This window comes from Anaerospora hongkongensis (assembly GCF_004339805.1).
GTDB classification, from domain to species: Bacteria; Bacillota; Negativicutes; order Sporomusales; family DSM-15969; genus Anaerospora; species Anaerospora hongkongensis.
The window spans coordinates 348,377-371,041 of sequence record NZ_SLUI01000001.1; the positions used below are offsets into that span (position 1 = coordinate 348,377).

Below are 22,665 nucleotides of genomic sequence, written 5' to 3' on the forward strand. Positions count from 1 at the left end.
GGTATTAAAGGTGACAGAAAAAAATCTTAACAAGTCAACAGGTCGACCGTTAACTCTCTTAAAAGATAGTAGCGTCGATTATTTAGTTATAATTCGTATGTATTAACGATATATTTGTTCTAGGCTAAGGAAACCGGGAAGGTCATTTGCTGATTAAGGCACTTGACTTTCATTCCTTAGCCTATCTACTTTTTATGATTTTGTGACTATCGCAAACCTCGTTTACTGATGACGACTTAGCTTCCAGCCAGCTAGACAATGAAAAAGCACACTCTGTAAAAGGGCTGAACTACTAGTACTCCTTTATTGCCATATGCCACACGTACTCTATGACTCCAAGTCCTACTCGTTGGATACACTAGTGCTGAGGTGATGTTCTTGTTTTGGTTAACTAGTTTCGTTCTTTCCTGGCTTTTTTGGTTTTTCTTTGCCGCTAAAAAACGTTGGAGAGAGATCTTGCCTGTATCTATATTTGCATCATGGCTATCTTTTGGTGTCGAGGCATTAATACAATACCTTTATAATCTGTGGTCCTACTCTGGACCAGTATTATTTCCGTTATTCGGAAATGCCTTTGGGATTTATCTAGTCGTTCCCTATTTTTTTATTCAATGGCTTCCTGTTGAGCGAACGATCGGCAAACTAGTTTTCTATTTCTTTTTGTGGACCGGCTTTGCAATAGTCTTTGAATTCGTTCATTGGTATTTATCAAAAATTGAATATCATCTTTGGTGGAATATGATGTATTCCTATCTTTCGGATTGGTTTTTATTTTGGATTTTTTACAAATATTATGTTGTCACGAATTTAAAGAAGCTTTCGGAAAAATAATTACTGAAGGGACTCTTTATGTTTCTAGAAGAAATAATCTTATATTCTGTTACAATTGGTTTTCCATTTCTCTTTTGGAAATTCATCCCTATCAATAAAAGACGTCATGCCCAAGTCGCTTTTCTTTCTAAACAATTTCTCACTTGGATTTCAGGATTGGTCGTTGCTAGCCTGGGATTAATTGAATATCCTGTACGTTTTTTCCCTGCTGTAAATAGGGCCAGCTTTACTTTTGAATTTTTGGCCTATCCTGTTATTTGTGCTTTTTTTAATGTCTACTATCCTGAAAATAAAAGCAAGCTGGTTAAAATTGCCTACTTCCTTAGCTGCTCTTCTGCTTTAACAGCTATTGAACTTATACTCGAAAGATATACTCAACTTATCAAATATATCTATTGGTCAGGCTATTTAACTTGGGTAACGCTTCTCTTAACGTTATATATTTCTAGAATGTATTACCGCTGGTTCTTTAAAATATAACGGCAATTGATGGTTCGAATAACTTAGCTATTACCGGCTTAATCCGCTGCACATTAGCAAGAACTCCAGGTGTAACGTTCGGGTTCAAAGTAACCAAATGCGACAACTCGATACGATCCGTCCTGTGTGAATTGCTAGTGGCCTGGGCAATAAGACTTATCCATAGCAATATGGTTATGCTTTCAGCATCTCCCTCCTAATTCAATTATGATTGATCTAGTATTGTTGCAGTGCCGATTGTGCAAAATACCTATACAGCTTAATTATTCAAGCCAAATGCATTACATTTTTTAGGAGGAATAGCATTGAATAATGTAGAGACTATACATCAACTGAGAATCCAGCTATGGAATATTTCCTATTCCGACTACATAAACCAATCATTATTTTCTTATCAGTGGTGGGGAATCGTAGCCCTTCTAATTATTGTCTATACCATTTGGTGGAAATTAGTTGATAAGACTAGATTGATTGAAATTTTACTATTTGGCTCTTTTGTGACTGTAATGTCAACTTTATTTGATCTTTGGGGCATATCAGCAGCTCGGTGGCAATACAACATTGGATTACTCCCATTTCAGCTTGCACCATTTCCATTCGATTATTCTGTAATTCCTATACTGTTAATGCTTTCTTATCAATACAGCAGTAGCTGGTTAACTTATATCATCAATTCTTCTTTATCATCAGCTTTCATAAGCTTTATTATCGGCCCATCATTCCTATACTTTGGCATAATGAGCTATTTTGATTGGAACTTTATTTACTTTTTCCTCGGTGATATTGCAATGGCAGCAATAGCCAGGGTTGTGATTCTCCACATACTACAAACTGTTAGAGCTAGTCGAACAGAAAATGCCGCTGTAAGCAGATATGACTCTATAGCGCAGCCAGCAACAAAACCTTTACCCAATAATGATAATAATGACCATGATCATTAACCTAAGCGAGGTATATAAAAGCTAATCAAAACTGAGAGTTTTGCATTATGAAAACATCGCCTGAGTTTTCCGTAAAATAGTGCGCTAAATTTAATCTAGTTCCAGTTATAATAAAGAAAAGCATCAATTTATGGAGGGATAAATATGGCCGAAGCCGACAAACTCATGCAGGAAGAACTCATGCCCTTTTATAAACGCACATTCGAGGCATTTATAAAAAACCATAGCTCGCTATATTCCGTTGTCGAAAAAATTCTGTCTAACAGAAAGAATCACATAGGGATGCGTATTACTTCAAACGGAAGTACAATTGGTGAATATACCCTGCACTTCAATGGAGCAACTGTTCCTGAACTTGAAAGCGGAGTACTTTACTCAGAGCTGCACACACCGTTTGGTATTATTAAACCGTATGTGATCATGGAAAAGAGCACGGTGGAAAAGATACTTGCAGACGAAGAAAACTTTATTAAAGATCCAATCGCTACTAAGATGAAATACGTCCCTGAAATGACTATAAAGTTTTTAAAATGAGTAACTTTTGAGCAATCAAACTATGTTCTGGGCAAGCTTTGTAATCGCATGGGCTTCTACACTCTTTCTAAAAAGGGAAGACATGAGGCGATTTATGCCAGTTGCTTTATTTTGCATGGTTGTTTTCACCTTCATCCTTGAGGCCGGTATTACCTTACATTGGTGGGCAATAATGGAAGCTGCCTTTCCACTAGTAAATATGCCGTTATTCGTTTATGGATCTTACCTTATCGGCACGATTTGGATTTTTAAGTATACCTATGGACGCTTTTGGACTTATCTTGCCACTAATATCATTCTAGATTTTATCTTGATCTTTTTCATACTCGACTGGTTGGTTCAGCGCGGAGTTTGTCAATTTTATATATCCTATTTTCAAGTATTACTGATTACTACCTTGCTCGCTATCCTTATCTATGGTTATCAGCTGTGGCAGGAAGGTAAAGTTGTATTCGCAACTGCGCCAAACTTACAATCCGCCGCAAGCAAGCCACTGGCTAAAGATCAGGAAGATGAACCATAGGAAAGACTAGCAAATAGACCTATAAAAACAAATCTAGTCACATAATATATAACATTTTTTTCTCTATGCGAATAGGATACAGTAGTAGTACTAAGGATGTGAGTGCATGTATCCTAAATTTTCTTACTGGGGACAGGAAAAAAAGTGCAAAGATATTCCAATCACGTTTCCACCACAAGAGCAAGATTGTCAACCAGGTCTAGAATATCTGATGGAACCCCGTCCTCTATCAGAAAATCCCGAATATGAAGGTAACGGAAAATTACGCGGTAAAGTTGCAATTATTACTGGTGGGGACAGTGGCATAGGAAGAGCGGTAGCCTATGCTTTTGCTAAAGAAGGCGCCGATATAGCAATACCCTATCTGAATGAACATCGTGACGCCGAAGAAACAAAAATGCGAATTTCCCAATTAGGGCAGCGGTGCATTCTTTTACCAGGCGACCTTCGTACTGAAGGGCAATCGTTTTATGTTATAGAAGAAACGATGAAAGCTTTTGGACAGTTAGATATACTAGTAAATAACCATGCTGTGCAGTTTCCCCAGGCATCAATTATGGATATTACTGAAGAACAATTAGAAATAACATTCCGAACCAACATTTTTTCTTTTTTCTTTATGGTAAAGGCTGCCGTTCCCTGTATGAGCCCATATAGTTCAATTATTAATACGGCATCAGTAACAGCATACCAAGGAGAAAAAACACTGCTCGACTACTCGTCAACGAAAGGAGCAATTGTTAGTTTCACACGATCACTATCATTAAATTTAGTTTCCGAAAAAATACGTGTAAATGCCGTGGCACCCGGACCAATTTGGACACCGTTAATTCCCGCTTCATTTCCGGCTAACCGGGTTAAAAATTTTGGCGCAGAAGTTCCGATGAAACGTGCGGGCCAGCCGTTTGAATTAGCTCCGGCGTATGTCTATCTAGCCTGTGACGATTCTAGGTACGTATCGGGGCAAGTACTTCATGTGAATGGTGGCACGATAACCGAGTCATAGCTTATCATATAGTTCACTAAACTTAGGACACATAGTATCCTGCTTGTTTTCATCCGCCCATATCAATGAGCGGATTTTTATTTGGCCATTTTCTTTTTATGCTCGGCTGCCTACCTAACTACTAGTAGTAATACACCACTTTAGCCATTGCTCATTGTTCCTGTATGTCATTGAAAACCTTGACGAGACCAACACAAATTGCCTCCACAAATACTTTTGTAATACTTTTCGCAAAAACATGCTGCATCTTATAATTTTCAATTGCATAATACAACCATTGTAGCATACAATTAAATTATGGAGGTGAACTCATCATGAACGACACATCACAAATTAAAACCTTACGCCATGATATGAGGCTTCTAGCCCGTAAAATGGAGCTCATGACAAAAGGCGAAGCTAGCTGCTGCGGTATCACCTTAACCCAATGCCACCTCCTGACGGAAATTGGCTGGGCAGGCGCGGCTTCGCTCAATACCCTTTCCGAACGTCTGGGCGTGGATAAGAGCACCATGAGCCGCAATATCGATATTCTGGTTAATAGCAACTTAGTAAGCAGAACAATCGACCCGGACAATCGGCGGGCCGTAACCATCACATTAACTGACGAAGGTAATAAACTCTTTATGCAAGTCGAAACCAGCATGACTCAGTTCTACGAAACATTCTACAATGCCCTTCCAGCCGACAAACGGAGTCAGATACTGGAAAGCCTTGAATTGTTACTGGCAGCCATCCCTGCCGGCCGCTGGTGCTAATCGGAAACGACATCTAGGAGGCAAAAGCAATGGAAGCCATTCGCGAAGAAGTACGGAAAAAATATGCGGCTGCCATCACCGAAACCAAAAGCTGCTGCAGCACAGACCGCTCCTGCAATCCAGTAACAGGTAACCTCTACCGGATCAATGAACTGGACGGCCTACCAGCAGATTTAGTGGCATCTTCTTTCGGTTGCGGTAACCCAACCGCGCTGGCCCCCCTCTATGCTGGCGAAATCGTACTTGACTTAGGCAGCGGCGCAGGCTTGGATGTGCTGCTCTCCGCTAAACGGGTTGGTCCCTACGGGAAAGCCTATGGTCTGGATATGACTGATGAAATGCTGGCGGTAGCCAGAGTTAATCAAGAGCGTACCGGTACAAGCAACGCCGAATTTATTAAGGGCCATATTGAAGCCATTCCTCTGCCTGACCATTCCGTTGACGTCATTATCTCCAACTGTGTTATCAATCTCTCAGGCGATAAAGATCAAGTGCTCGCCGAAGCCCACCGGGTCTTAAAGCCCGGCGGTCGGCTAGCCATATCTGACATCGTGCTAACCCGGCCACTGCCGTCCAGCGTTCAGCAAAATCTCTCCGCTTGGTCAGGCTGTGTCGCCGGAGCGTTAAACGAGGCGGATTATTGCAGCAAGCTGACAACAGCCGGCTTTAGCAACCTGGAAGTAGTTATCACCAGAGTCTATGATTTTACCGATGAGTGGAGCGCACAGTTTCTTCCCGACCTGCAACCAGAAGAGCGGCAGGCGCTCAACGGCACGCTGATTAGCGCTTTCATCCGGGCAAAAAAGACGGCTGTGCCTCTCCAGTCCGGTGTTGACTACTACCTGCGCCCGGCTCGCCCAAACGACCTGGGCACCATCGAAACTCTTCTACTGCATAGCGGCTTACCCACCGCAGGTGTGGCCGAACACCTTTCCGCCTTCACAGTAGCCGATGCGAATGGCATAACCGGCGTTATCGGCCTGGAACTGTCCGGCCAGAATGTCCTGCTGCGCTCGCTAGCCGTAACCGGCGAATGGCGCAAAAGGGGGCTGGGCAACGCCTTGTTTAAACAGGCAATTAGCCAAGCCCGTCAGGCCGGAGCCACGACCGCCTATCTCTTAACCAACACCGCCGAGTCCTTTGTCACCCGCTGGGGCTTTACCCCCATTACCCGAGGCGATATTCCGGCTGACCTGTTGACCGCCTCGGCACTCGCCACAACTTGCCCTGTCACCAGTGCCTGCCTGCAAAAAAAATTAACGAAATGGAGCGATGTATGTATGAAAAAAATGCAAATTTTTGAACCGGCCATGTGCTGCCCCACCGGCCTATGCGGCGTCAGCATAGATCCCGAACTGCTTAGAATTTCCACGGTGCTCAATACCCTAAAGAAAAACGGGATCACCGTAGACCGCTTCAACCTGACCGACGCCCCTATGGAATTTATCAATCATACAGTCATTAACCAATTTATTAATGAACATGGCATAGAGCAACTCCCAGCTACCGTTGTAGACGGCGAAATTGTTATCACCGGCCGCTACCCGGCCAACGAGGACTTTGTCAACCTGCTGCAAATACCGGCTTCTCTGCTGAGTGAAGCTTCTACCACAGAAAAAGCGAAACCGGAAAACGATGGTTGCTGCTGCAGCGGTGGAGACTGCTGCTGATCTGTCTGTCCTTGACAGTTCACGCGACTCATTCGTAAACCGACGGAGGTAAAAGCCTATGAACCTATTCAATCCCCAAACCATTCCTTTAACCAAATATCTTTTCTATACCGGTAAGGGCGGTGTCGGCAAGACTTCAACAGCATGTGCCACTGCCGTCGCACTGGTTGATAGCGGCAAAAAAGTACTGCTCATCAGCACCGATCCCGCTTCCAACCTGCAGGACGTATTCAGCAGGGAACTGACCGGACAGGGTGTTCCCATCCCGGAAGTACCTGGTCTGGTAGTCGCCAACTTAGACCCTATCCAGGCGGCAGCCGAATATCGCGAAAGCGTCCTTGCCCCTTATCAGGGCAAACTCCCCGCGGCTGTGCTCGCCCATATGGCAGAACAGCTTTCGGGTTCCTGCACAGTAGAAATAGCTGCTTTCAACGAATTCTCCCGTTTTATTACGGATGCAGCATTAGCACAGCAATACGATCACATTCTCTTTGATACCGCACCGACCGGTCATACCTTGCGCATGCTGCAACTGCCCTCCGCCTGGAGCAACTTCATCAGTGAGAACACACACGGCGCATCCTGCTTAGGTCAGCTAGCTGGCCTGGAAAGCAAAAAGGCCATGTATAAGCAAGCGGTAGAAACACTGGCCGACAGCCTCCAGACTACCCTCATCCTGGTATCCAGACCCGAAGTCTCCCCACTTAAAGAAGCGGCACGGGCCTCCCAGGAACTGGCCGAGCTTGGTGTTACTAATCAGACCATGGTGATTAACGGTGTATTAGCTGCCTATGACGATAGTATTTCGGAAAGCTTGTACCGCAAACAACAACAGGCGTTAGCCACCATGCCCCCGGATTTAGTCTCCCTTACCACCTACCATATACCACTCAGGGCATATAACATTACCGGTATCGACAACGTCCGAGCCTTCCTTACCCAAGACCATGCTACACTGCGCGACGAAGTCATCCAATCCCAGTCCATTCCGAAACTCAGCGACGTGATTGAAGACCTTTACCGCTCCAATAAAAAAGTAATCTTCACTATGGGCAAAGGCGGTGTCGGTAAAACCACCATGGCCGCAGCTATTGCCTTGGGCCTTGCTGCCAAGGGAAAAAATGTCCACCTTACCACGACTGATCCGGCAGCCCACCTACAGTTTGTAATCAGCAAAAGCACGAATATTACTACAAGCCGTATTGATGAACAAACCGAACTCAAAAAATACCAGGAGGAAATCCTGGCAAAAGCTCGTGAGACCATGTCTGCCGAAGACGTTGCCTATGTAGAGGAAGATTTACGCTCCCCCTGCACCCAAGAAATTGCTGTCTTTCGGGCCTTTGCCCAGATTGTAGAAAAGGCGGAAGACGAAATCGTCGTCATTGATACCGCACCGACCGGTCACACCTTGCTGCTTTTAGATGCCACCCAAAGCTACCACAAGGAAATTGAGCGTACCCATGGAGACATCCCCGAAGAGGTGAAAAAACTGCTGCCCCGGCTGCGCAATGCCGCTGAAACTGAAGTCATCATTATTACCCTGGCCGAAGCCACGCCAGTATATGAATCACTGCGCCTGGAGGAAGATTTAAAGCGGGCAGGCATTGCCACCAAGTGGTGGGTCATTAATGCCTCTCTCTACCGTACCGGAACGACTAACCGCCTGTTGGCAGCCAAGGCCAGTCATGAAATTGAATGGATTAACAAGGTCAATCAGCATGCTAACGGTCACTTTGCCGTCATTGCCTGGAGCGCTGCCGATATTAAGGATGAATTGCTGTTGACCTTATAAATAGCTAAAATCACCGATTAAATAAACACAGCGAACGCCGGGATAACCTCCCGGCGTTCGCTGTATTGCATTTAGGCGCGATCATCTTCATCCTCTTTTATTTTGAACTGCCTGGAATATTGGCTGTAGCCGCCTGACAAATTCAAAACCTGTTGGAAACCGTGATTCAGTAAAATATTCTGCGTGGCGTTGCCAGTCACCCCTTTATTGCAATAGGTGACCGTCAGAGCGGCCGGATTAAGCGTTGCCAATTCTTCACGGATGCGTTCCTGTGGCAAATTGTGCGCTCCGGCTACATGACCAGCCTGATACTGCTTGGCTGCGCGGGCATCGATCACTTGCACCGCTTCCCCTTGCTCCAGTTTTGTTTTAAGCTCGGCTGCCGTAATTAGGCCCCGTTGCCGCTCCAACGCATTGGTTAGCACCATACCAGCATACATAACCGGATCTTTAGTTGTGGCAAAAGGCGGCGCATAGGACAAATCCAGATGGAACAAATCCTCTGCCTTTGCCCCGAAGGTAATAGCAGTTACCAGTACGTCCAGCCGCTTGTCTACGCCAGCCTTTCCGATGACCTGCGCCCCTAGCACCCTGCCGCTCACCCGGTCAGCTACCGCTTTAATGACCATTTCCTGCCCATGAAAATATTCCGGCTTGTCCGGCTTGATAATATGGCAAACTACGGCCTCATAACCTTCTCGCTTAGCCTCTTTCTCCGTCAATCCAGTCTGGCCTACTGCTAGGTCAAACACTTTAAAAATACCTGTGCCCAGACCGCCTCGGAAGGTTAAATTTCCACCGGATGCCTGATCACCGGCAATACGGCCCATCTTATTGGCCGTTGAGCCTAGCGGACGATAAAAAGGTTTGCCGGTAATGAGAGAGTAACTTTCCGCACAGTCGCCGCAGGCATATATGTCCTCGATATTTGTCTCCATCCGCTCATTAACCTGTATAGCACCGGTAGGCCCTAGCTCAACACCCGCCCGACGGGCCAACTCCACATTCGGTTGGACACCTGCCGCCAGAATAACCAAATCAGCAGCCAATTCCCGGCCGCTTTTCAGCACTACCTTGTTGACTAAAGGTGTTCCCTCCAGGTGTGTCACAGCATCCTGAACAATAAGTTCAACACCTTGCTGCTGTAAATAGTCAGCCACATATACAGCCATATCTGCATCTAGCGCTGGCATGACATGCTCCGCTACTTCCACCACGCTCACCCGGATACCGCGAGCCGTCAAATTCTCTGCCATTTCCATACCGATAAATCCAGAACCGACCACCACCGCCGTCTCTGGCTTGGCTGCCAATACCTTCTGACGGATGCGGTCGGCGCTTACCACATTGCGCAAAAGAAACACATTACCTTTGTCGCTGCCTGCAATCGGCAGACGCACGGCCTGCGCCCCTGTGGCGATAATCAGCTTATCGTAGTTATCGCTAAACTGCTGTCCGGTCGCCAAGTTCTCCACGATCAGCGTTTTGGCCTGAGAATCAATCGCCAGCACCTGGTGGCCAGTCAACACATCCACATTGTATTTTTGCTTAAAAAACCGCGCATTGCGTGGAACCAACTGCTCCCGTTCCTCAATATCCGTACCGATATAATAAGGCAAGCCACAGCCCGAATATGAAACATCCTGATCGGCATCAAAAATAGTAATTTGTGCTGCTTCGTCATTCCGTCTTGCTTTGGCGGCCGCCGAAGTTCCTGCAGCCACCCCGCCAATAATGACAAGTTTCATGAGTTGCACTCCCTATAAAAATTATAGTGTTCTTTCGCTGCTTCACCTTCGACAGTCCGCACATCATAGTTATATTGTATCCCGCAACGGTTGCATCACGCAATATATATCGAATCATTGAGATGTAGTTTAATATTAATACTTCTGTCCCCTTTATCTTTTACACTAATATATGAAAGTTAATTTCATGCTCGATTTGTAACCACCTATGCGTAGACCTTTTTGATTTGCAACAATGTTAGCTACATTTGCACAGACTGCGCTAAAACAGAATTGTATTATAAAAATTGCTCCCAAGGAAAAGTAGAGCATATGTGTTTGATGCGCATTGCAGAGTGATGAGTCATTTTTAAACTTAACCGCCTATTTGGCGTTTTTTATTCTAAAGCTCTTCCTAAACTCTTTAATTCTTATTTCAAATAATTAATAACCTGCCGAAGCGGGTATGAAGGAGATTGCCCCGCCCGAAGACGAGGATGATACTTTTAGCAGGTTATTTAGGATATTCTATATCAATTACCTTTTGATTGTGTGCATAACATTACCGATTCTTCCTTTACTTAAAATAAGAAATCGGATGAATCACATGCTCATCCTTTGGGTTAAACCCGGTCAACTTTCGATCGAACAGCATCGTACAGCGCTGCAGACTATACTGTCCAAACCGATGCCTTATCTTATCTATTGCAGACTCCAAGCCCTCAATCTGCGTCTTATCCCTATCAAACAAATCAAGCTGAATATGCCCATCAGCAGTCACCAGATCGGCTCCCCTAACGCCGATACTCCGGATAGCCCTATCCCACCGATAATTGGCCGTAAACAATTCCAGCGCCTTTGTCGCAATATTCCCAGAAAGAAACGTCGGTACAGACAACTTACCTTGCCGATCAAACGAATGCAGCTCCTTGTCACGAACGCTAATTGACACAGTCGTACACTTAAGCCCGTGATCCCGAAGCCGTGCTGCAATACTTTCAGCTAAAACATAAACAATCATTTTTACATCTTCAAAGTTCTGCAGATCTCGAACCGCAGTGGTGCTATTGCCAACAGACTTAACTACGCTTTCCTCGCCAACAAACTTCACCGGCGTCGTATCAAGCCCGTTTGCAAAGTGCCATAGCGTCTCTCCCCATACGCCCAGGAGCAAACGCAGGCTATGTATATCGCGATTAGCCAAATCACCGATGGTGAGTACAGCCCGGTTTTGCAGCTTCGTGCGTGTAGATCGCCCAACATACAGCAACTCTCTGACCGGCAGCGGCCACACCTTTTCACGGAAGTTCTCTTTAGTGATAACTGTGGTTGCATCGGGCTTTTTCATATCACTGCCGAGCTTGGCGAAGATCTTGTTCCATGATACGCCAACTGAAGCCGTGAGACCTAACTCTTCCCTGAAGCGCTGACGGATTTTATTAGCCACGGCTTCGCCATCGCCGAAAAGCTGCTCCGTGCCGGTAATGTCCAGCCAGCACTCGTCAACGCCAAATGCTTCGACTCGATCGGTATAGTCAGCATAGATTGCTTTGGCCAGGCGGGAGAAACGCAGGTATTTTCGGAAGTCGGCTGGTACTGCAATGAGGCCCGGGCACTTTAGCTTAGCCTGCCAAATTAAATCGCCGGTTTTAACGCCGAGTGCCTTTGCTGGGCCGTTCTTGGCCAGCACAATGCCATGGCGGGCTTCAGCATCGCCGCAGACAATGACCGGTTTTTCGCGGATTTCCGGATTGTACAGGCATTCAACGGAGGCATAGAAATTGTTTAGGTCGACATGGAGAATAGTGCGGCTCATATCCGATCCCTCCTCGAACAGAATATGAATAAAAAGGCCACATCTAAATAATGTGACCTTCAACTTTCAATAAACCAACGACCCTCATCGCAGAAAAGATATACTTCCCGCCCATGGACCCGGCAAGAGTAGCGTATGCCCTGGCCGCCGGCTTTAAGCGCTGCTGCCATTCTTACATCCAGCACCCTGTCAATACTGTACACCCGTCCGTCTTCCCACGTTATTGACAGTGGCTTTACTTTACCGTCCCGGCTATGCTCCGCTGTTACATCCACGAATTTTTTATCTGACACATTTACCACCTCGATATAGAACATATGTTCAGTATGCCCATTTTAGAACAAATGTCCTGTGGTGTAAAGTGGTAATATAATACAAAAACCGCACCCCGTAGGTGCGGTTGGATAAAAATTGATTTACTTGATAAAGTCTTGAACCACGTACACATTTCCCGCACTGTCATAAGCAACGCCAATGCCTACCGTGGTATAATTCGAATTCAATATATTGGCGCGGTGACCTGAGCTATTCATAAAAGCGGTTTCCGCAGCCTGAACACTTGTATTTTCCGCAATGTTTTCACCCACGGCACTATAAGAAATGCCGGCAGCTTTTAAACGGTCGGAAGGTGTTTTTCCATCCGGGTTGCTATGCGAGAAAAATTTACGGTTAACCATATCTTGGGCATGACTGCGGGCGACTGCAGTCACTGCAGAGCTCACTTTTAGATCCGACAACCCGTTTGCACGACGATCGGCATTCATCAATTCAACTGCGTTTTTCTCAGCAGTGGCTACATTGGCAGAACTCGTACTACTAGTTGTTCCTGTAGTGGTGCTACCGCTATTTACAGTACCATTATTGTTGGCTGAAGAATTGGATTCTGCACCCTTCGCTTTATTAACGGACGTGATGACCCATTGAGAATTAGCACTGTTTAATTTAAGGGTGACATTATATATATTTTTTTCATGCCGTACAGAAACAACTGCCTGATTGGCAGATTTGCTAGCCAAGGAAAATGAATCCTTTTTGGCATTGAACCCCAGCTTACCTGCGGAAGCCTTAACCACAGCCACCGGATCTTGCGTGACTTGGCTAACTGAAGGAGATTGATTGTTTTGCGCTGTCAAATTAGTTATCTTGCCAACGGTGTTCGGAGTCTGTTGCGATTTTGCGTAAACTGCTGCAGGTGTTACCATCATATATAATCCGATAGTAGTGCCAAGAAACCCCATAAATATATTGCGAACTACTTTTTTCAATCAGTCTCCTCCTCTTTTTTAAGTTCTTGTACTAATTTAATATATTTCACAAACTTTTGTTTTTATTTAGAAATGACAATGTAATATTTAGTATGTAAGGGTAGATATGGATTTGAGTTCTTATAATGCGCCGTCTGTTCCATGTCCGACATGCTATATCCATCGCCGCAAAGTCCGCATAAAGATAAACTAAAAAAAATCTATTATCACCCCAAACATTTCATAGCCTCCTCTGCCACTAGTAAGCCGATATTCGTGTTATTTGCTTAGTTTTGGTCATAAGAAAGCCGCCCACCCGAAGGATGAGCGGCAACATTGAAACGATTATCTTAAAACATAGCATTGTATTCCTTCGTATGTATAGCCACCCCTACCCTTTCCAAGCTCACGAAAATCGGTAGTATAGAAGTGATCATTAGTCGAACTATTGTAATATCTGTACAAAGGGACCGTTCCTTGACGTTGTTTGCTGTAAACGTAGCATTCAACTCCCTCGTATACGTAACCATCCCTACCCTTGCCAAGTTCTTTTAAATCAGTTGTATAAAAATGATCTCCTATTCCGCCATTCCAGTATCTATGTAGTGGAACGGTTCCAGGGCTACGTTGGGTGAAAACACGTCCCTCAATACCCTCACGCTTATAGCCATCCTTGCCCTTTCCGAGTTCACGTAAATCTGTCGTATAGAAGTGATCACCGGTTGTCGAATTGTAATACCTATACAGAGGTGAAATATCTGAAGCATGGGCAGCGGAGACATTAAGTCCTGGAATCAAAAACATTACTAAGGCTAAAACACCAACAAAGATTTTTTTCATAATTATATACTCCTTTCTATATAAGGTAATTCACAAATTTAGTATATTAAACATTTTTTTGAAATTTTTTAGAAATATCTAACAAGCAAAAAATAGTTCACTAATTCTGGAAAACAGAACGGAACAACAACAAAATCCCCTGCAGCCATCCGTTAGGGAAGGCCGCAGGGATTTGGGGTTAGTAAGCCTATATAGTTTCTATTCTATTTTGTCAGCATATACGCTCCACCAGCAGTACCAACTATCCAGACAATCCAGCCGGCATCCATTTAAAACTAAAGCTATATTTCCAGAACTCTCATATGCTAACTACCACTGTTGACCTTTATTCCCTAGCCCGATGTATTTATAAAATAGACATGTACAATAAATAAAGAGCCTTGTCGGCTCTTTTACGCTTCCCAATCTATAAAGGCTGCAGATGATTCCGGAAACTAATTGCTTCTGAAATATGAACTGCATCTATCTTGTCTGCATGACCAAGGTCAGCAATTGTACGGGCTACTTTCACCATCCGGTCATAACTGCGCGCACTTAAATTCATTTTGGTAAATGCCTGCTTCAATAGTAATTGTGCCTCGTCAGTAAGCTGGCAAGTTGCTTTCAAATGCTTATGTCCCATCTGGGCGTTACAGGCAATTGAGAACTTTTCCAGCCGCTTCAGTTGAATCTTGCGCGCCTCTGCTACCCGTTCTGCTATTTGTGCTGAGTTCTCCGCAGGTATACTTGCCGTCAGCTCCGTATAGCTTGGCCGCGGAACATGGACATGCAGATCAATCCGGTCTAATAATGGACCGGATATTTTTTTGATATAACGGCGGATCTCATTCAGACTGCAAGTGCACTGCTTTTCGGTATCCGTTGCATAGCCACACGGACAGGGATTCATAGCGGCGATCAGCATGAACTCCGCAGGATAGGCTAAGGATGCGTTAACACGTGATATGTGTACTTCGCCGTCTTCCAGCGGCTGCCTCAATACCTCCAGAACCGCCCGGGGAAACTCCGGCAGTTCGTCCAAAAATAGTACGCCATTATGGCTTAGCGTCACCTCGCCTGGACGGGGAATCGTTCCGCCGCCAATCATACCCGCCTGCGAAACAGTATGATGCGGACTGCGGAAGGGCCGGATCGTAATAATATTGTGGTTTTTAAACAATCCCGCTGCGCTGTATATTTTAGTTACTTCTAAAGCTTCCTGCCGTATCATGGGGGGAAGTATAGTGGTGATACGCCGGGCCAGCATCGTCTTGCCGGAACCTGGTGGTCCGATCATCAATACATTATGGCCGCCTGCGGCTGCAATCTCCAATGCCCGTTTAGCAGTCATCTGCCCCTGGACCTCGGAGAAATCCTCACTATGCCATTGCTCCTCCACTACTTCCCTGTTGTTTGCAACGGCTGCAAGCCGGCTCTCTCCCCGTAGATGGCTGACAATCTGTTCCAGCGTGGCTGGCGCATAAACCGTAAATTTGCCTGCAATAAGTGCCTCTTTTGCATTGTCGGGTGCCACCATCATTTCAGCCAGCCCGTTAGCAATGCTGTTCATCGCCATCGACAATAAGCCGGAAACGCCCCGCAGCTTGCCTTCCAGTGACAATTCCGCAACAAACGCTGTGCGGGTACAGCTGGCTGCCGGTATTTGTCCACTGGCTGCTAATATGCCGATTGCAATTGGCAAATCAAGGCCGGAGCTGTCTTTTTTTATATCTGCCGGAGCCAGATTAACCGTTATTCTCCTGGTAGGGAACTCAAATCCTGAATTATTTATTGCCGCCTTTACGCGTTCGCGTGATTCACGCACGGACGCATCAGGCAGCCCGACAATATCGAGACCGGGAATCCCATTGGAGATATCCACTTCTACGGTAATCAGCATTCCATTTAAGCCTAAAATAGTTGACCCAAATACTTGTGCAAACATAAAACCCACCAGTCTTCCTTTACGACGTTATGCGCTCTATTTATCGACCAAAGGCATTTATTATATGATTGCATACAGGCTTACCTTCGCCTGCAATCATCACTTCCAAGATATCAAAGCGTATAGGTAAACGAGTATTGTTTGTATAATTCAGATAATTCAAGGCAGTATTAATAATTTTATCTTGCTTTTTTCGGTTAACAGCCTGAGCCGGAGTGCCGAAAAGCACAGATCGCCGTGTTTTTACTTCTACAAACACGATCATGCCACTTTTTTTGACGATAATATCAATCTCGCCGATCCTGCAGCGAAACCGGCGGGCAAGCAGCTGATAGCCTTGCTGCTGCAGAAAAGCCACAGCCAGATCTTCACCTTGTTCTCCCAGTTTAAGATGATTCATAGTTATGCCTCCTTTTGTGATAATTCCCTAAAAAAAACCAACATCCTGCCAAATCAGGATGTTGGTTAGACAATTTCAGGTAAATTTTACCGTTCTACTACATCAGCAATATAGAGCTGCGGATGTTTGGACAGGTCGATCTCCAGCAATTGCGTTACTCTTTGTTTATGTTCGTCAATGACGATGCGTACAACCGGCTGACGCTTCGATTCGCGGGAAATATCAACAACCACTCCGATTTGATTATTATTCAATCTAACAACTGTCCCTATCGGATAAGCCGCAATGTTTTCCGCAAATTTTTCCACAATCTCCGCATCAAAATAGCTCCCGCCTGCCTTGAGAATAATCGCTAGCGCTTCATAGACCGGTATCGCCTTTCGGTAAGCAGTATCGGATACCAAGGCATCATATACGTCGGCAATCGCAACAATTTGTGCAAAAGGATGGATTTGTTCTCCCTGTAAGCCGCGTGGATAGCCGCAGCCATCCAGCCGCTCATGATGCTGATACGCACAGTGAGCAGATAACAGGCTGATATCCGGATTCTTTCTAAGGATCTCAAAGCCCAGCTGAGGATGTTTTTTTATTTCCTCATTTTCTGCAGCCGTCAGACGGCCTGTTTTATTGACGATCTCCGCTGAGATCTCTATTTTTCCTACATCATGCAGCAGCGCGCCTATCCCTAAGTCCCTCAGGCGCAGTTCATCATAGCCCAGCCTGATTCCGGTCATGATCGAAATAATACAAACATTGACCGAATGAGTGAATAGATAATCCGCTTTCGAACGCATATCAATAAAGTTCAGCAATATTCCCGCATTAAGACTCAGCTCATCAACCAGCATATTGGTAACCTGTTTGGCCTGCGTGGCATCCACACCTTTGCCCACCCGGATCTTTTCCAGGATAGCTTTCGAATTCATGACAGCTTCCATACGGACTTTTTCGCTGACTACATCCGGAATATCAATATCTGCTGTTAAATCATCATCTACATACACATAGGTAAGGTCCAATTCCTGTAAGCGAGCCAAATAATGTTCTTTCAGTTCCACTCCGGCATTGAGCAGTATTTGTCCGTCAGCATTGTATAAAGGCTTCGCAAGCTTCATACCGGCAGTGATATTTTCCAGTAAAATCCGGCGCATTGTTACCTCCTATAGGTTTGTTGACCTAGTCGCTGATCAATGCGAAATATGTACGCCAAGACTTCAGCAACAACCTTGTATAATTCAGGGGGAATTTCTCTATCAAGTTCGACAGCCATCAGCATCCCTGCCATGGTACTGTTCTGATACAGCGGGACTGAATGCTGTACTGCTGTGTTAATAATTTGTTCGGCAGTAAAACCGGTGCCTTTTGCTACGATGCGGGGAGCCGTGTCCTTATCCTCCCTGTAGCGCACCGCTACTGCTTGTTTCGGTTTCGGAATATTTTTATCTTCCGTTTCCATTTTGGCAGCCCTCACTCCCTACCGGTAATAACTAAAAAAGTGCTAGTTCCTGCGTTGTTGTCAGCATCGATTTTATCGGCTCAAAACTCGTGCGATGGATAGGACAAGGGCCAACTTGCTGCAGTGCTGCCTGATGTTCTTTTGTGGCATAACCTTTATTTTTGGCAAATCCGTATTCCGGATATAGCTTATCATACTCCAGCATCAATCGATCCCGTTCAACCTTAGCAATAATAGAAGCAGCTGCGATGGAAGCGCTAAGTGCATCACCATTAATGATCGACTGGCAGGGAATGGATAATTTCCGCAGCGGAACGGCATCAATCAGCGCGGCTTCCGGCTGCAGCGCAAGGCTGCTTAAGACCTGATACATTCCTTGGACCGTCGCCTGATAGATATTGATTTCATCAATGATATTGACATCAATGACCGCATATTCCACGGCTAAGGCAATCTGATGAATTGTGGTATATAACTCTTCCCGGCGCGCCGGTGTTAATTGTTTGGAATCATTCAGCTCCGGTATCTGACACTCAGCCGGAAGCACGACTGCCCCCACAACTACCGGACCGGCAAGCGGCCCCCGCCCTGCCTCATCTACACCGGCAACATATTGGTAGCCTTGCGCATAAAATTCACGTTCAAAAACATATAACTGACGAATACGTTCTTGTTCGGCAGCGGCTTGTTCTCTTTTTTGCTGCCAGCGGTTGACCAGCTTAGCTATGGAACTGCGCGTATCAGCTTTTAATTGATGAATCAGTTCTTCACTACACTCTTGCTGCTGCAGCAACCGGGTAACTTCACTAACAGTTAGATTCGAAATATTCAAATTCTTCCTCCATTTTTGGCCTGGGCAACTATAAGTTAGTTATATTCTTGGCTTAATCGGCAAATCCTTTTTCAGAGCAAAAAAACAAACAGACTGGCAGTAACTGCCAGTCTGTCACTCAATCGGATCTACTTTATCCAGGGTAAATTGGCCGAGCTTTCCTGCCCGGAATTCATTTAAAATAATCCGGCGCACTTTTTCAAAATCAACGATGCCGCCGCCCCGCAAGCATCCCCGGCGCTCACCGATCAGCGTCAATAAGGCTTCAGCATCCTCGGGGAGCGGTGCTGTGAGATTATATCGTTCAATCAATCGCTCGCTATACTGCTCACGCAGCAGCATCAGCAAGCGAACAATAACATCTTCCATGTCATATACGTCATCCGAAATAGCCCCTGTAACTGCCAGCTTAAACGCTACATCTTGATCTTCCAGCTTGGGCCAAAGGACACCGGGAGTATCGAGTAATTCGAGATTCCTGCCTATTTTGATCCACTGCTTTCCACGGGTAACGCCCGGCTTATCAGCGGTTCGTACAGTAGCAGTCCCCAGTAATTTATTAATTAAGGAAGATTTGCCCACATTCGGAATCCCCAGAATCATCGCACGTACCGCTCGTGCCCGCATCCCTTTTGCTTCCCAGGCCTTTATCTTGGCACTGGCTGCAGCCTCAACCTGATTCACCAGCATCTTAGCGCCTTTACCGCTGACGGCTTCTAATGCTACAACCTGAAACCCTTGCCCGCGAAAATAACGTATCCACTTTTCCAGCTCTTCCGGCTCCGCCAGATCGGCTTTATTCAAAGCCACAATCCGTGGCTTGTGTTCCACAACCTGATCAATTACCGGGTTTGCACTACTGATTGGGATACGTGCATCCAGTAATTCTACTACCACATCAACAAGTTTTAAATGCTCCCGGATCATGCGGTGAGCTTTGGCCATATGGCCGGGAAACCAATTTATATGCACGGAACGCTTCCTCCACCCTTAACGCTTATTTCACTAGTGTGCAGTTAAGGAAGGGTTTTTATGTGATCAATCGGCCAAAAAACCATGACCGCTTTCCCTTTAACCATATCTAACGGCACAAATCCAACATCGCGGAACCGGCTGTCTTCTGAGTTATTCCGGTTATCTCCCATAACAAAGATCGTCCCTTCCGGAACGGTAGCCAGCGGATAGGATCCACGGGTCTTTTCCAGTATGTACGTTTCATTTAAAAGCTGCCCATTGAGAAATACCCGTCCATCTTTAAGCTCAATCGTATCACCGGCAACCGCAATGACTCGTTTAATAAAATCACGACTGGGATCCCGGGGATACTTGAAGACCAATACATCTCCTCTTTCCGGCTGTTTAAAATGATAGATAAACTTATTGACAACCAGCCGTTCACTGTTTACCAGCGTGGGACGCATAGAAGGACCTTCAACCATATAAAGCTCAACAATAAAGTATCTGATAAAAAAGGCCAGCACAACGGCAATAAGAATGGAAATAACCCAATCTTTAATTTCCTGGCCTAATGCACTGTTATTCAAATTAATCCTCCTTATCAAATGAAGAATAGGGACTGTATACAGTCCCTATTATGATACTAACGTCTTTCTTTAATACGTGCAGCTTTACCGGTTAAGTTACGGAGATAGTATAATTTAGCCCGGCGTACAATACCTCTGCGCATTACTTCAATTTTGTCAATACGCGGAGAGTGAACCGGGAATGTACGCTCAACGCCAACATTATAAGATACGCGTCTTACAGTAAAGGTTTCCCGAACGCCTCCACTTTTCCGATTGATGACAACACCTTCAAATACCTGGATACGTTCGCGGTTTCCTTCGACGACCTTTACATGGACACGAACGGTGTCTCCTGGTCTGAAAGAAGGAATGTCCTGACGAAGTTGTTCTTGTTCGAGAGCTCTGATAATATCCACTATATTTCCTCCTTATACTTGATGTTCGTACCTAGCTCCTGTCGGCAGGCAGCGGACCATCCGTATTACACGTCAATTATTGTAACATATACTTAAGAAGAGCACAAGCCCTGAGCTAATTCTGCCACCAGGCTTCCCCCTGAAGCCGGTCGAGAATAATAGCTACAGCAGACCGTACAGGCAAATGATTATAATCTCCCGGCCCATAAATAGGCTCCAGAATATAATCGAATTGCTCCATTACCGACTGTTCAATACCCCAGCCAGTACCAAACAATAGCAATACTGGTCGTTCTCCTTGCTGAATGACCTGCCGCATTGCCGGATAAGAAATCGTATTGGCATACTTTCTCGCGTCAGTTGTGACAATAAAAGGTGCTGCACCTTCCAATCGTTCTACTTCAGCTGCCGCTTGAGCGATAGACGGACAAGTCTCCAGAATACTGAACGCCTCACGCCGGTCAGGATTATACTGACTACCGTATCCTTTACGCCAATGATCAATAATTTCCTGCGCCAAACTTACCTGACTCTCAATATGATGAATAACAAAGTATTTCTTCACATCGTAGGTTCTGGCGGTCCGGGCAATATCGTGAATATCAAAATTAGTGATTGCTGTTGTAACGATCTCTTCTCGCTTATTATAAATAGGATAATGAACTAATCCAATATATAACCGTGCCGACACGTTAGCCTCCAAATTGTTCTTCCCGTATTTCTGCCAGCAATTGCTGATCGAGCGGCTCTAATGTTGCTGACTCGAGCAAATCAGGCCGTCGCAGCAGCGTATTTTTAAGCGACTGTTTGCGGCGCCACCGGGCAATTTTGGCATGATCGCCGCTGACTAAGATATCAGGAACCTGCCAGCCGCGGAAGTCGCGCGGTCTTGTATAGTGAGGATGCTCAAGCAGCCCATCATAAAAAGAATCCTGTTCGGCGGAAGCACTAGCACCTAAGACTCCCGGCAGCATGCGGGCAACCGCATCAACCACAATCATTGCCGGCAACTCGCCACCCGTTAGCACAAAATCTCCAATTGACAATGCTTCATCAACCAGATGTTCCCGGACGCGCTCATCAATACCTTCGTAATGACCGCACAGTAAAATCAGCTGTTCATACTGAGCCAGCTCTTTTGCCTTATCCTGCGTAAAGGTTGCACCGCCTGGGCACATGAGGAGAATTTTTCTCTTCTCCCGTCCGCTCTTTTCGATAATATCCTCAACAGCAAAAAACAGCGGATCAGGCTTCATAACCATACCCGCGCCTCCGCCAAAAGGAGTATCATCAACAATGCGGTGTTTATCTCTGGCATAGTCCCGGGGATTTGTAACAACCGTTTCTAAGATTCCTGCTTCACGGGCTCGTTTAATAATGCTATGTCCAAATGGGCCGTCAAACATTTCGGGAAACAAGGAAACAATGTCAATTCTCACTGTCATCATCCCATTCTTCCTGGAGCTTTACAACTATTTTTTTCCCGGGAATATCAATTTGACGTACTACTTCTTTTAATGCTGGAATCAACAACGGTTTTTCATTTGCTTTTTCAGCAATATAAACATCGTTGCTGCCTGTTTGCAGAATATCCGTTATTTCTCCTAAATAGTCACCGGATTCGGTATAAACCGCTAAGCCGATAATATCAAAAAAGTAGTAATGCCCTTCCGGCAATACCACTGCATCTTCACGTCTTACCTTTATTAGTTTACCCCGCAGCTGCTCTGCATCATTCATGGTTTGAATACTGCGGAATTTAATCAACACAAACTGCTTATGAAAACGGGCACTTTCCACCGTCAGTTTGGCCCCGTCATCAGTATACACCGCTTCCAGCTGGTGAAACCGTTCGGGAAAATCAGTAAGCGGAATAACACGGACGTCACCCCGCACGCCGTGCGGGGCAACTATTTTTCCGATAATGACTTGGTTATCAGCCACGA

Annotated in this window: 25 protein-coding genes; 9 read left to right on the forward strand and 16 right to left on the reverse strand. The window is 45.4% G+C overall.

Annotation, left to right across the window (positions count from 1 at the left end; genetic code table 11):
• Positions 1–372: 372 nt before the first annotated feature.
• The 9 genes from EV210_RS23405 (at position 373) to arsA (ending at position 8,538) form a co-directional block, all read left to right on the forward strand.
• Positions 373–831 carry a CBO0543 family protein gene (locus tag EV210_RS23405; RefSeq protein WP_424218029.1) on the forward strand — a complete coding sequence of 153 codons (459 nt, stop codon included), beginning with the start codon at positions 373–375 and terminating at the stop codon, positions 829–831.
• An 18-nt stretch (positions 832–849) separates the two neighbouring features.
• Complete coding sequence (locus EV210_RS01865) at positions 850–1,311, forward strand: CBO0543 family protein (protein ID WP_132074710.1); 462 nt, start codon at positions 850–852, stop codon at positions 1,309–1,311.
• A 305-nt stretch (positions 1,312–1,616) separates the two neighbouring features.
• A complete protein-coding gene (locus tag EV210_RS01870) occupies positions 1,617–2,252 on the forward strand; it encodes a CBO0543 family protein (RefSeq protein ID WP_132074713.1) in 636 nt (211 codons plus the stop codon).
• Between the two features lie 144 nt (positions 2,253–2,396).
• Entirely contained in the window at positions 2,397–2,786 is a 390-nt protein-coding gene (locus tag EV210_RS01875) for a hypothetical protein (protein ID WP_132074716.1), read from the forward strand.
• Between the two features lie 94 nt (positions 2,787–2,880).
• Positions 2,881–3,309 carry a hypothetical protein gene (locus EV210_RS01880; protein WP_243650393.1) on the forward strand — a complete coding sequence of 143 codons (429 nt, stop codon included), beginning with the start codon at positions 2,881–2,883 and terminating at the stop codon, positions 3,307–3,309.
• 106 nt (positions 3,310–3,415) lie between these two features.
• Entirely contained in the window at positions 3,416–4,315 is a 900-nt protein-coding gene (locus tag EV210_RS01885; protein ID WP_132074722.1) for an SDR family oxidoreductase, read from the forward strand.
• A gap of 314 nt (positions 4,316–4,629) precedes the next feature.
• Positions 4,630–5,073 carry a MarR family winged helix-turn-helix transcriptional regulator gene (locus EV210_RS01890; protein WP_132074725.1) on the forward strand — a complete coding sequence of 148 codons (444 nt, stop codon included), beginning with the start codon at positions 4,630–4,632 and terminating at the stop codon, positions 5,071–5,073.
• A gap of 29 nt (positions 5,074–5,102) precedes the next feature.
• A complete protein-coding gene (gene arsD / locus EV210_RS01895; protein ID WP_132074728.1) occupies positions 5,103–6,743 on the forward strand; it encodes an arsenite efflux transporter metallochaperone ArsD in 1,641 nt (546 codons plus the stop codon).
• Positions 6,744–6,801: 58 nt separating this feature from the next.
• Entirely contained in the window at positions 6,802–8,538 is a 1,737-nt protein-coding gene (gene arsA, locus EV210_RS01900) for an arsenical pump-driving ATPase (RefSeq protein ID WP_132074731.1), read from the forward strand.
• A 71-nt stretch (positions 8,539–8,609) separates the two neighbouring features.
• Here arsA and EV210_RS01905 read toward each other — a convergent pair whose 3' ends face one another.
• From EV210_RS01905 to rimM, 16 genes are all read right to left on the reverse strand, one after another.
• Positions 8,610–10,286, reverse strand: a complete 1,677-nt coding sequence (locus tag EV210_RS01905) for an FAD-dependent oxidoreductase (protein WP_132074734.1) — start codon at positions 10,284–10,286, stop codon at positions 8,610–8,612.
• 556 nt (positions 10,287–10,842) lie between these two features.
• On the reverse strand, positions 10,843–12,081 hold the full coding sequence (locus tag EV210_RS01910) for a DNA polymerase Y family protein (protein WP_132074737.1): 1,239 nt from the start codon (positions 12,079–12,081) through the stop codon (positions 10,843–10,845).
• Positions 12,082–12,140: 59 nt separating this feature from the next.
• Positions 12,141–12,374 (reverse strand): hypothetical protein, encoded by a 234-nt coding sequence (locus EV210_RS01915; protein ID WP_207900624.1) that lies wholly within the window; start codon positions 12,372–12,374, stop codon positions 12,141–12,143.
• 123 nt (positions 12,375–12,497) lie between these two features.
• A complete protein-coding gene (locus EV210_RS01920; RefSeq protein ID WP_243650395.1) occupies positions 12,498–13,346 on the reverse strand; it encodes a CAP domain-containing protein in 849 nt (282 codons plus the stop codon).
• Positions 13,347–13,670: 324 nt separating this feature from the next.
• Positions 13,671–14,165: a hypothetical protein gene (locus EV210_RS01925; protein ID WP_132074743.1), complete on the reverse strand. Its 495-nt coding sequence runs from the start codon at positions 14,163–14,165 to the stop codon at positions 13,671–13,673.
• Positions 14,166–14,571: 406 nt separating this feature from the next.
• A complete protein-coding gene (locus EV210_RS01930) occupies positions 14,572–16,089 on the reverse strand; it encodes a YifB family Mg chelatase-like AAA ATPase (RefSeq protein ID WP_132074747.1) in 1,518 nt (505 codons plus the stop codon).
• Positions 16,090–16,129: 40 nt separating this feature from the next.
• The gene (locus EV210_RS01935) at positions 16,130–16,489 is read right to left on the reverse strand and encodes a YraN family protein (RefSeq protein WP_132074750.1); all 360 of its coding nucleotides are present in this window, start codon (positions 16,487–16,489) and stop codon (positions 16,130–16,132) included.
• Positions 16,490–16,575: 86 nt separating this feature from the next.
• Positions 16,576–17,640, reverse strand: a complete 1,065-nt coding sequence (locus tag EV210_RS01940) for an HD-GYP domain-containing protein (RefSeq protein ID WP_132074753.1) — start codon at positions 17,638–17,640, stop codon at positions 16,576–16,578.
• Between the two features lie 2 nt (positions 17,641–17,642).
• Complete coding sequence (locus EV210_RS01945) at positions 17,643–17,945, reverse strand: EscU/YscU/HrcU family type III secretion system export apparatus switch protein (protein WP_132074755.1); 303 nt, start codon at positions 17,943–17,945, stop codon at positions 17,643–17,645.
• A 31-nt stretch (positions 17,946–17,976) separates the two neighbouring features.
• The gene (locus EV210_RS01950) at positions 17,977–18,777 is read right to left on the reverse strand and encodes a ribonuclease HII (protein WP_132074758.1); all 801 of its coding nucleotides are present in this window, start codon (positions 18,775–18,777) and stop codon (positions 17,977–17,979) included.
• Positions 18,778–18,891: 114 nt separating this feature from the next.
• Complete coding sequence (ylqF, locus tag EV210_RS01955) at positions 18,892–19,749, reverse strand: ribosome biogenesis GTPase YlqF (RefSeq protein ID WP_279388467.1); 858 nt, start codon at positions 19,747–19,749, stop codon at positions 18,892–18,894.
• Positions 19,750–19,793: 44 nt separating this feature from the next.
• On the reverse strand, positions 19,794–20,321 hold the full coding sequence (gene lepB, locus EV210_RS01960) for a signal peptidase I (RefSeq protein WP_132074761.1): 528 nt from the start codon (positions 20,319–20,321) through the stop codon (positions 19,794–19,796).
• A gap of 56 nt (positions 20,322–20,377) precedes the next feature.
• Entirely contained in the window at positions 20,378–20,719 is a 342-nt protein-coding gene (gene rplS, locus EV210_RS01965) for a 50S ribosomal protein L19 (RefSeq protein ID WP_132074764.1), read from the reverse strand.
• Between the two features lie 115 nt (positions 20,720–20,834).
• Positions 20,835–21,410 (reverse strand): RNA methyltransferase, encoded by a 576-nt coding sequence (locus tag EV210_RS01970; protein WP_132074767.1) that lies wholly within the window; start codon positions 21,408–21,410, stop codon positions 20,835–20,837.
• Between the two features lies 1 nt (position 21,411).
• Entirely contained in the window at positions 21,412–22,158 is a 747-nt protein-coding gene (gene trmD, locus EV210_RS01975; RefSeq protein ID WP_132075103.1) for a tRNA (guanosine(37)-N1)-methyltransferase TrmD, read from the reverse strand.
• Positions 22,148–22,663, reverse strand: coding sequence for a ribosome maturation factor RimM (rimM, locus tag EV210_RS01980; protein WP_132074770.1), 516 nt, complete (start codon positions 22,661–22,663; stop codon positions 22,148–22,150). Before rimM ends, trmD begins: the two co-directional genes overlap by 11 nt.
• Positions 22,664–22,665 lie beyond the last annotated feature (2 nt).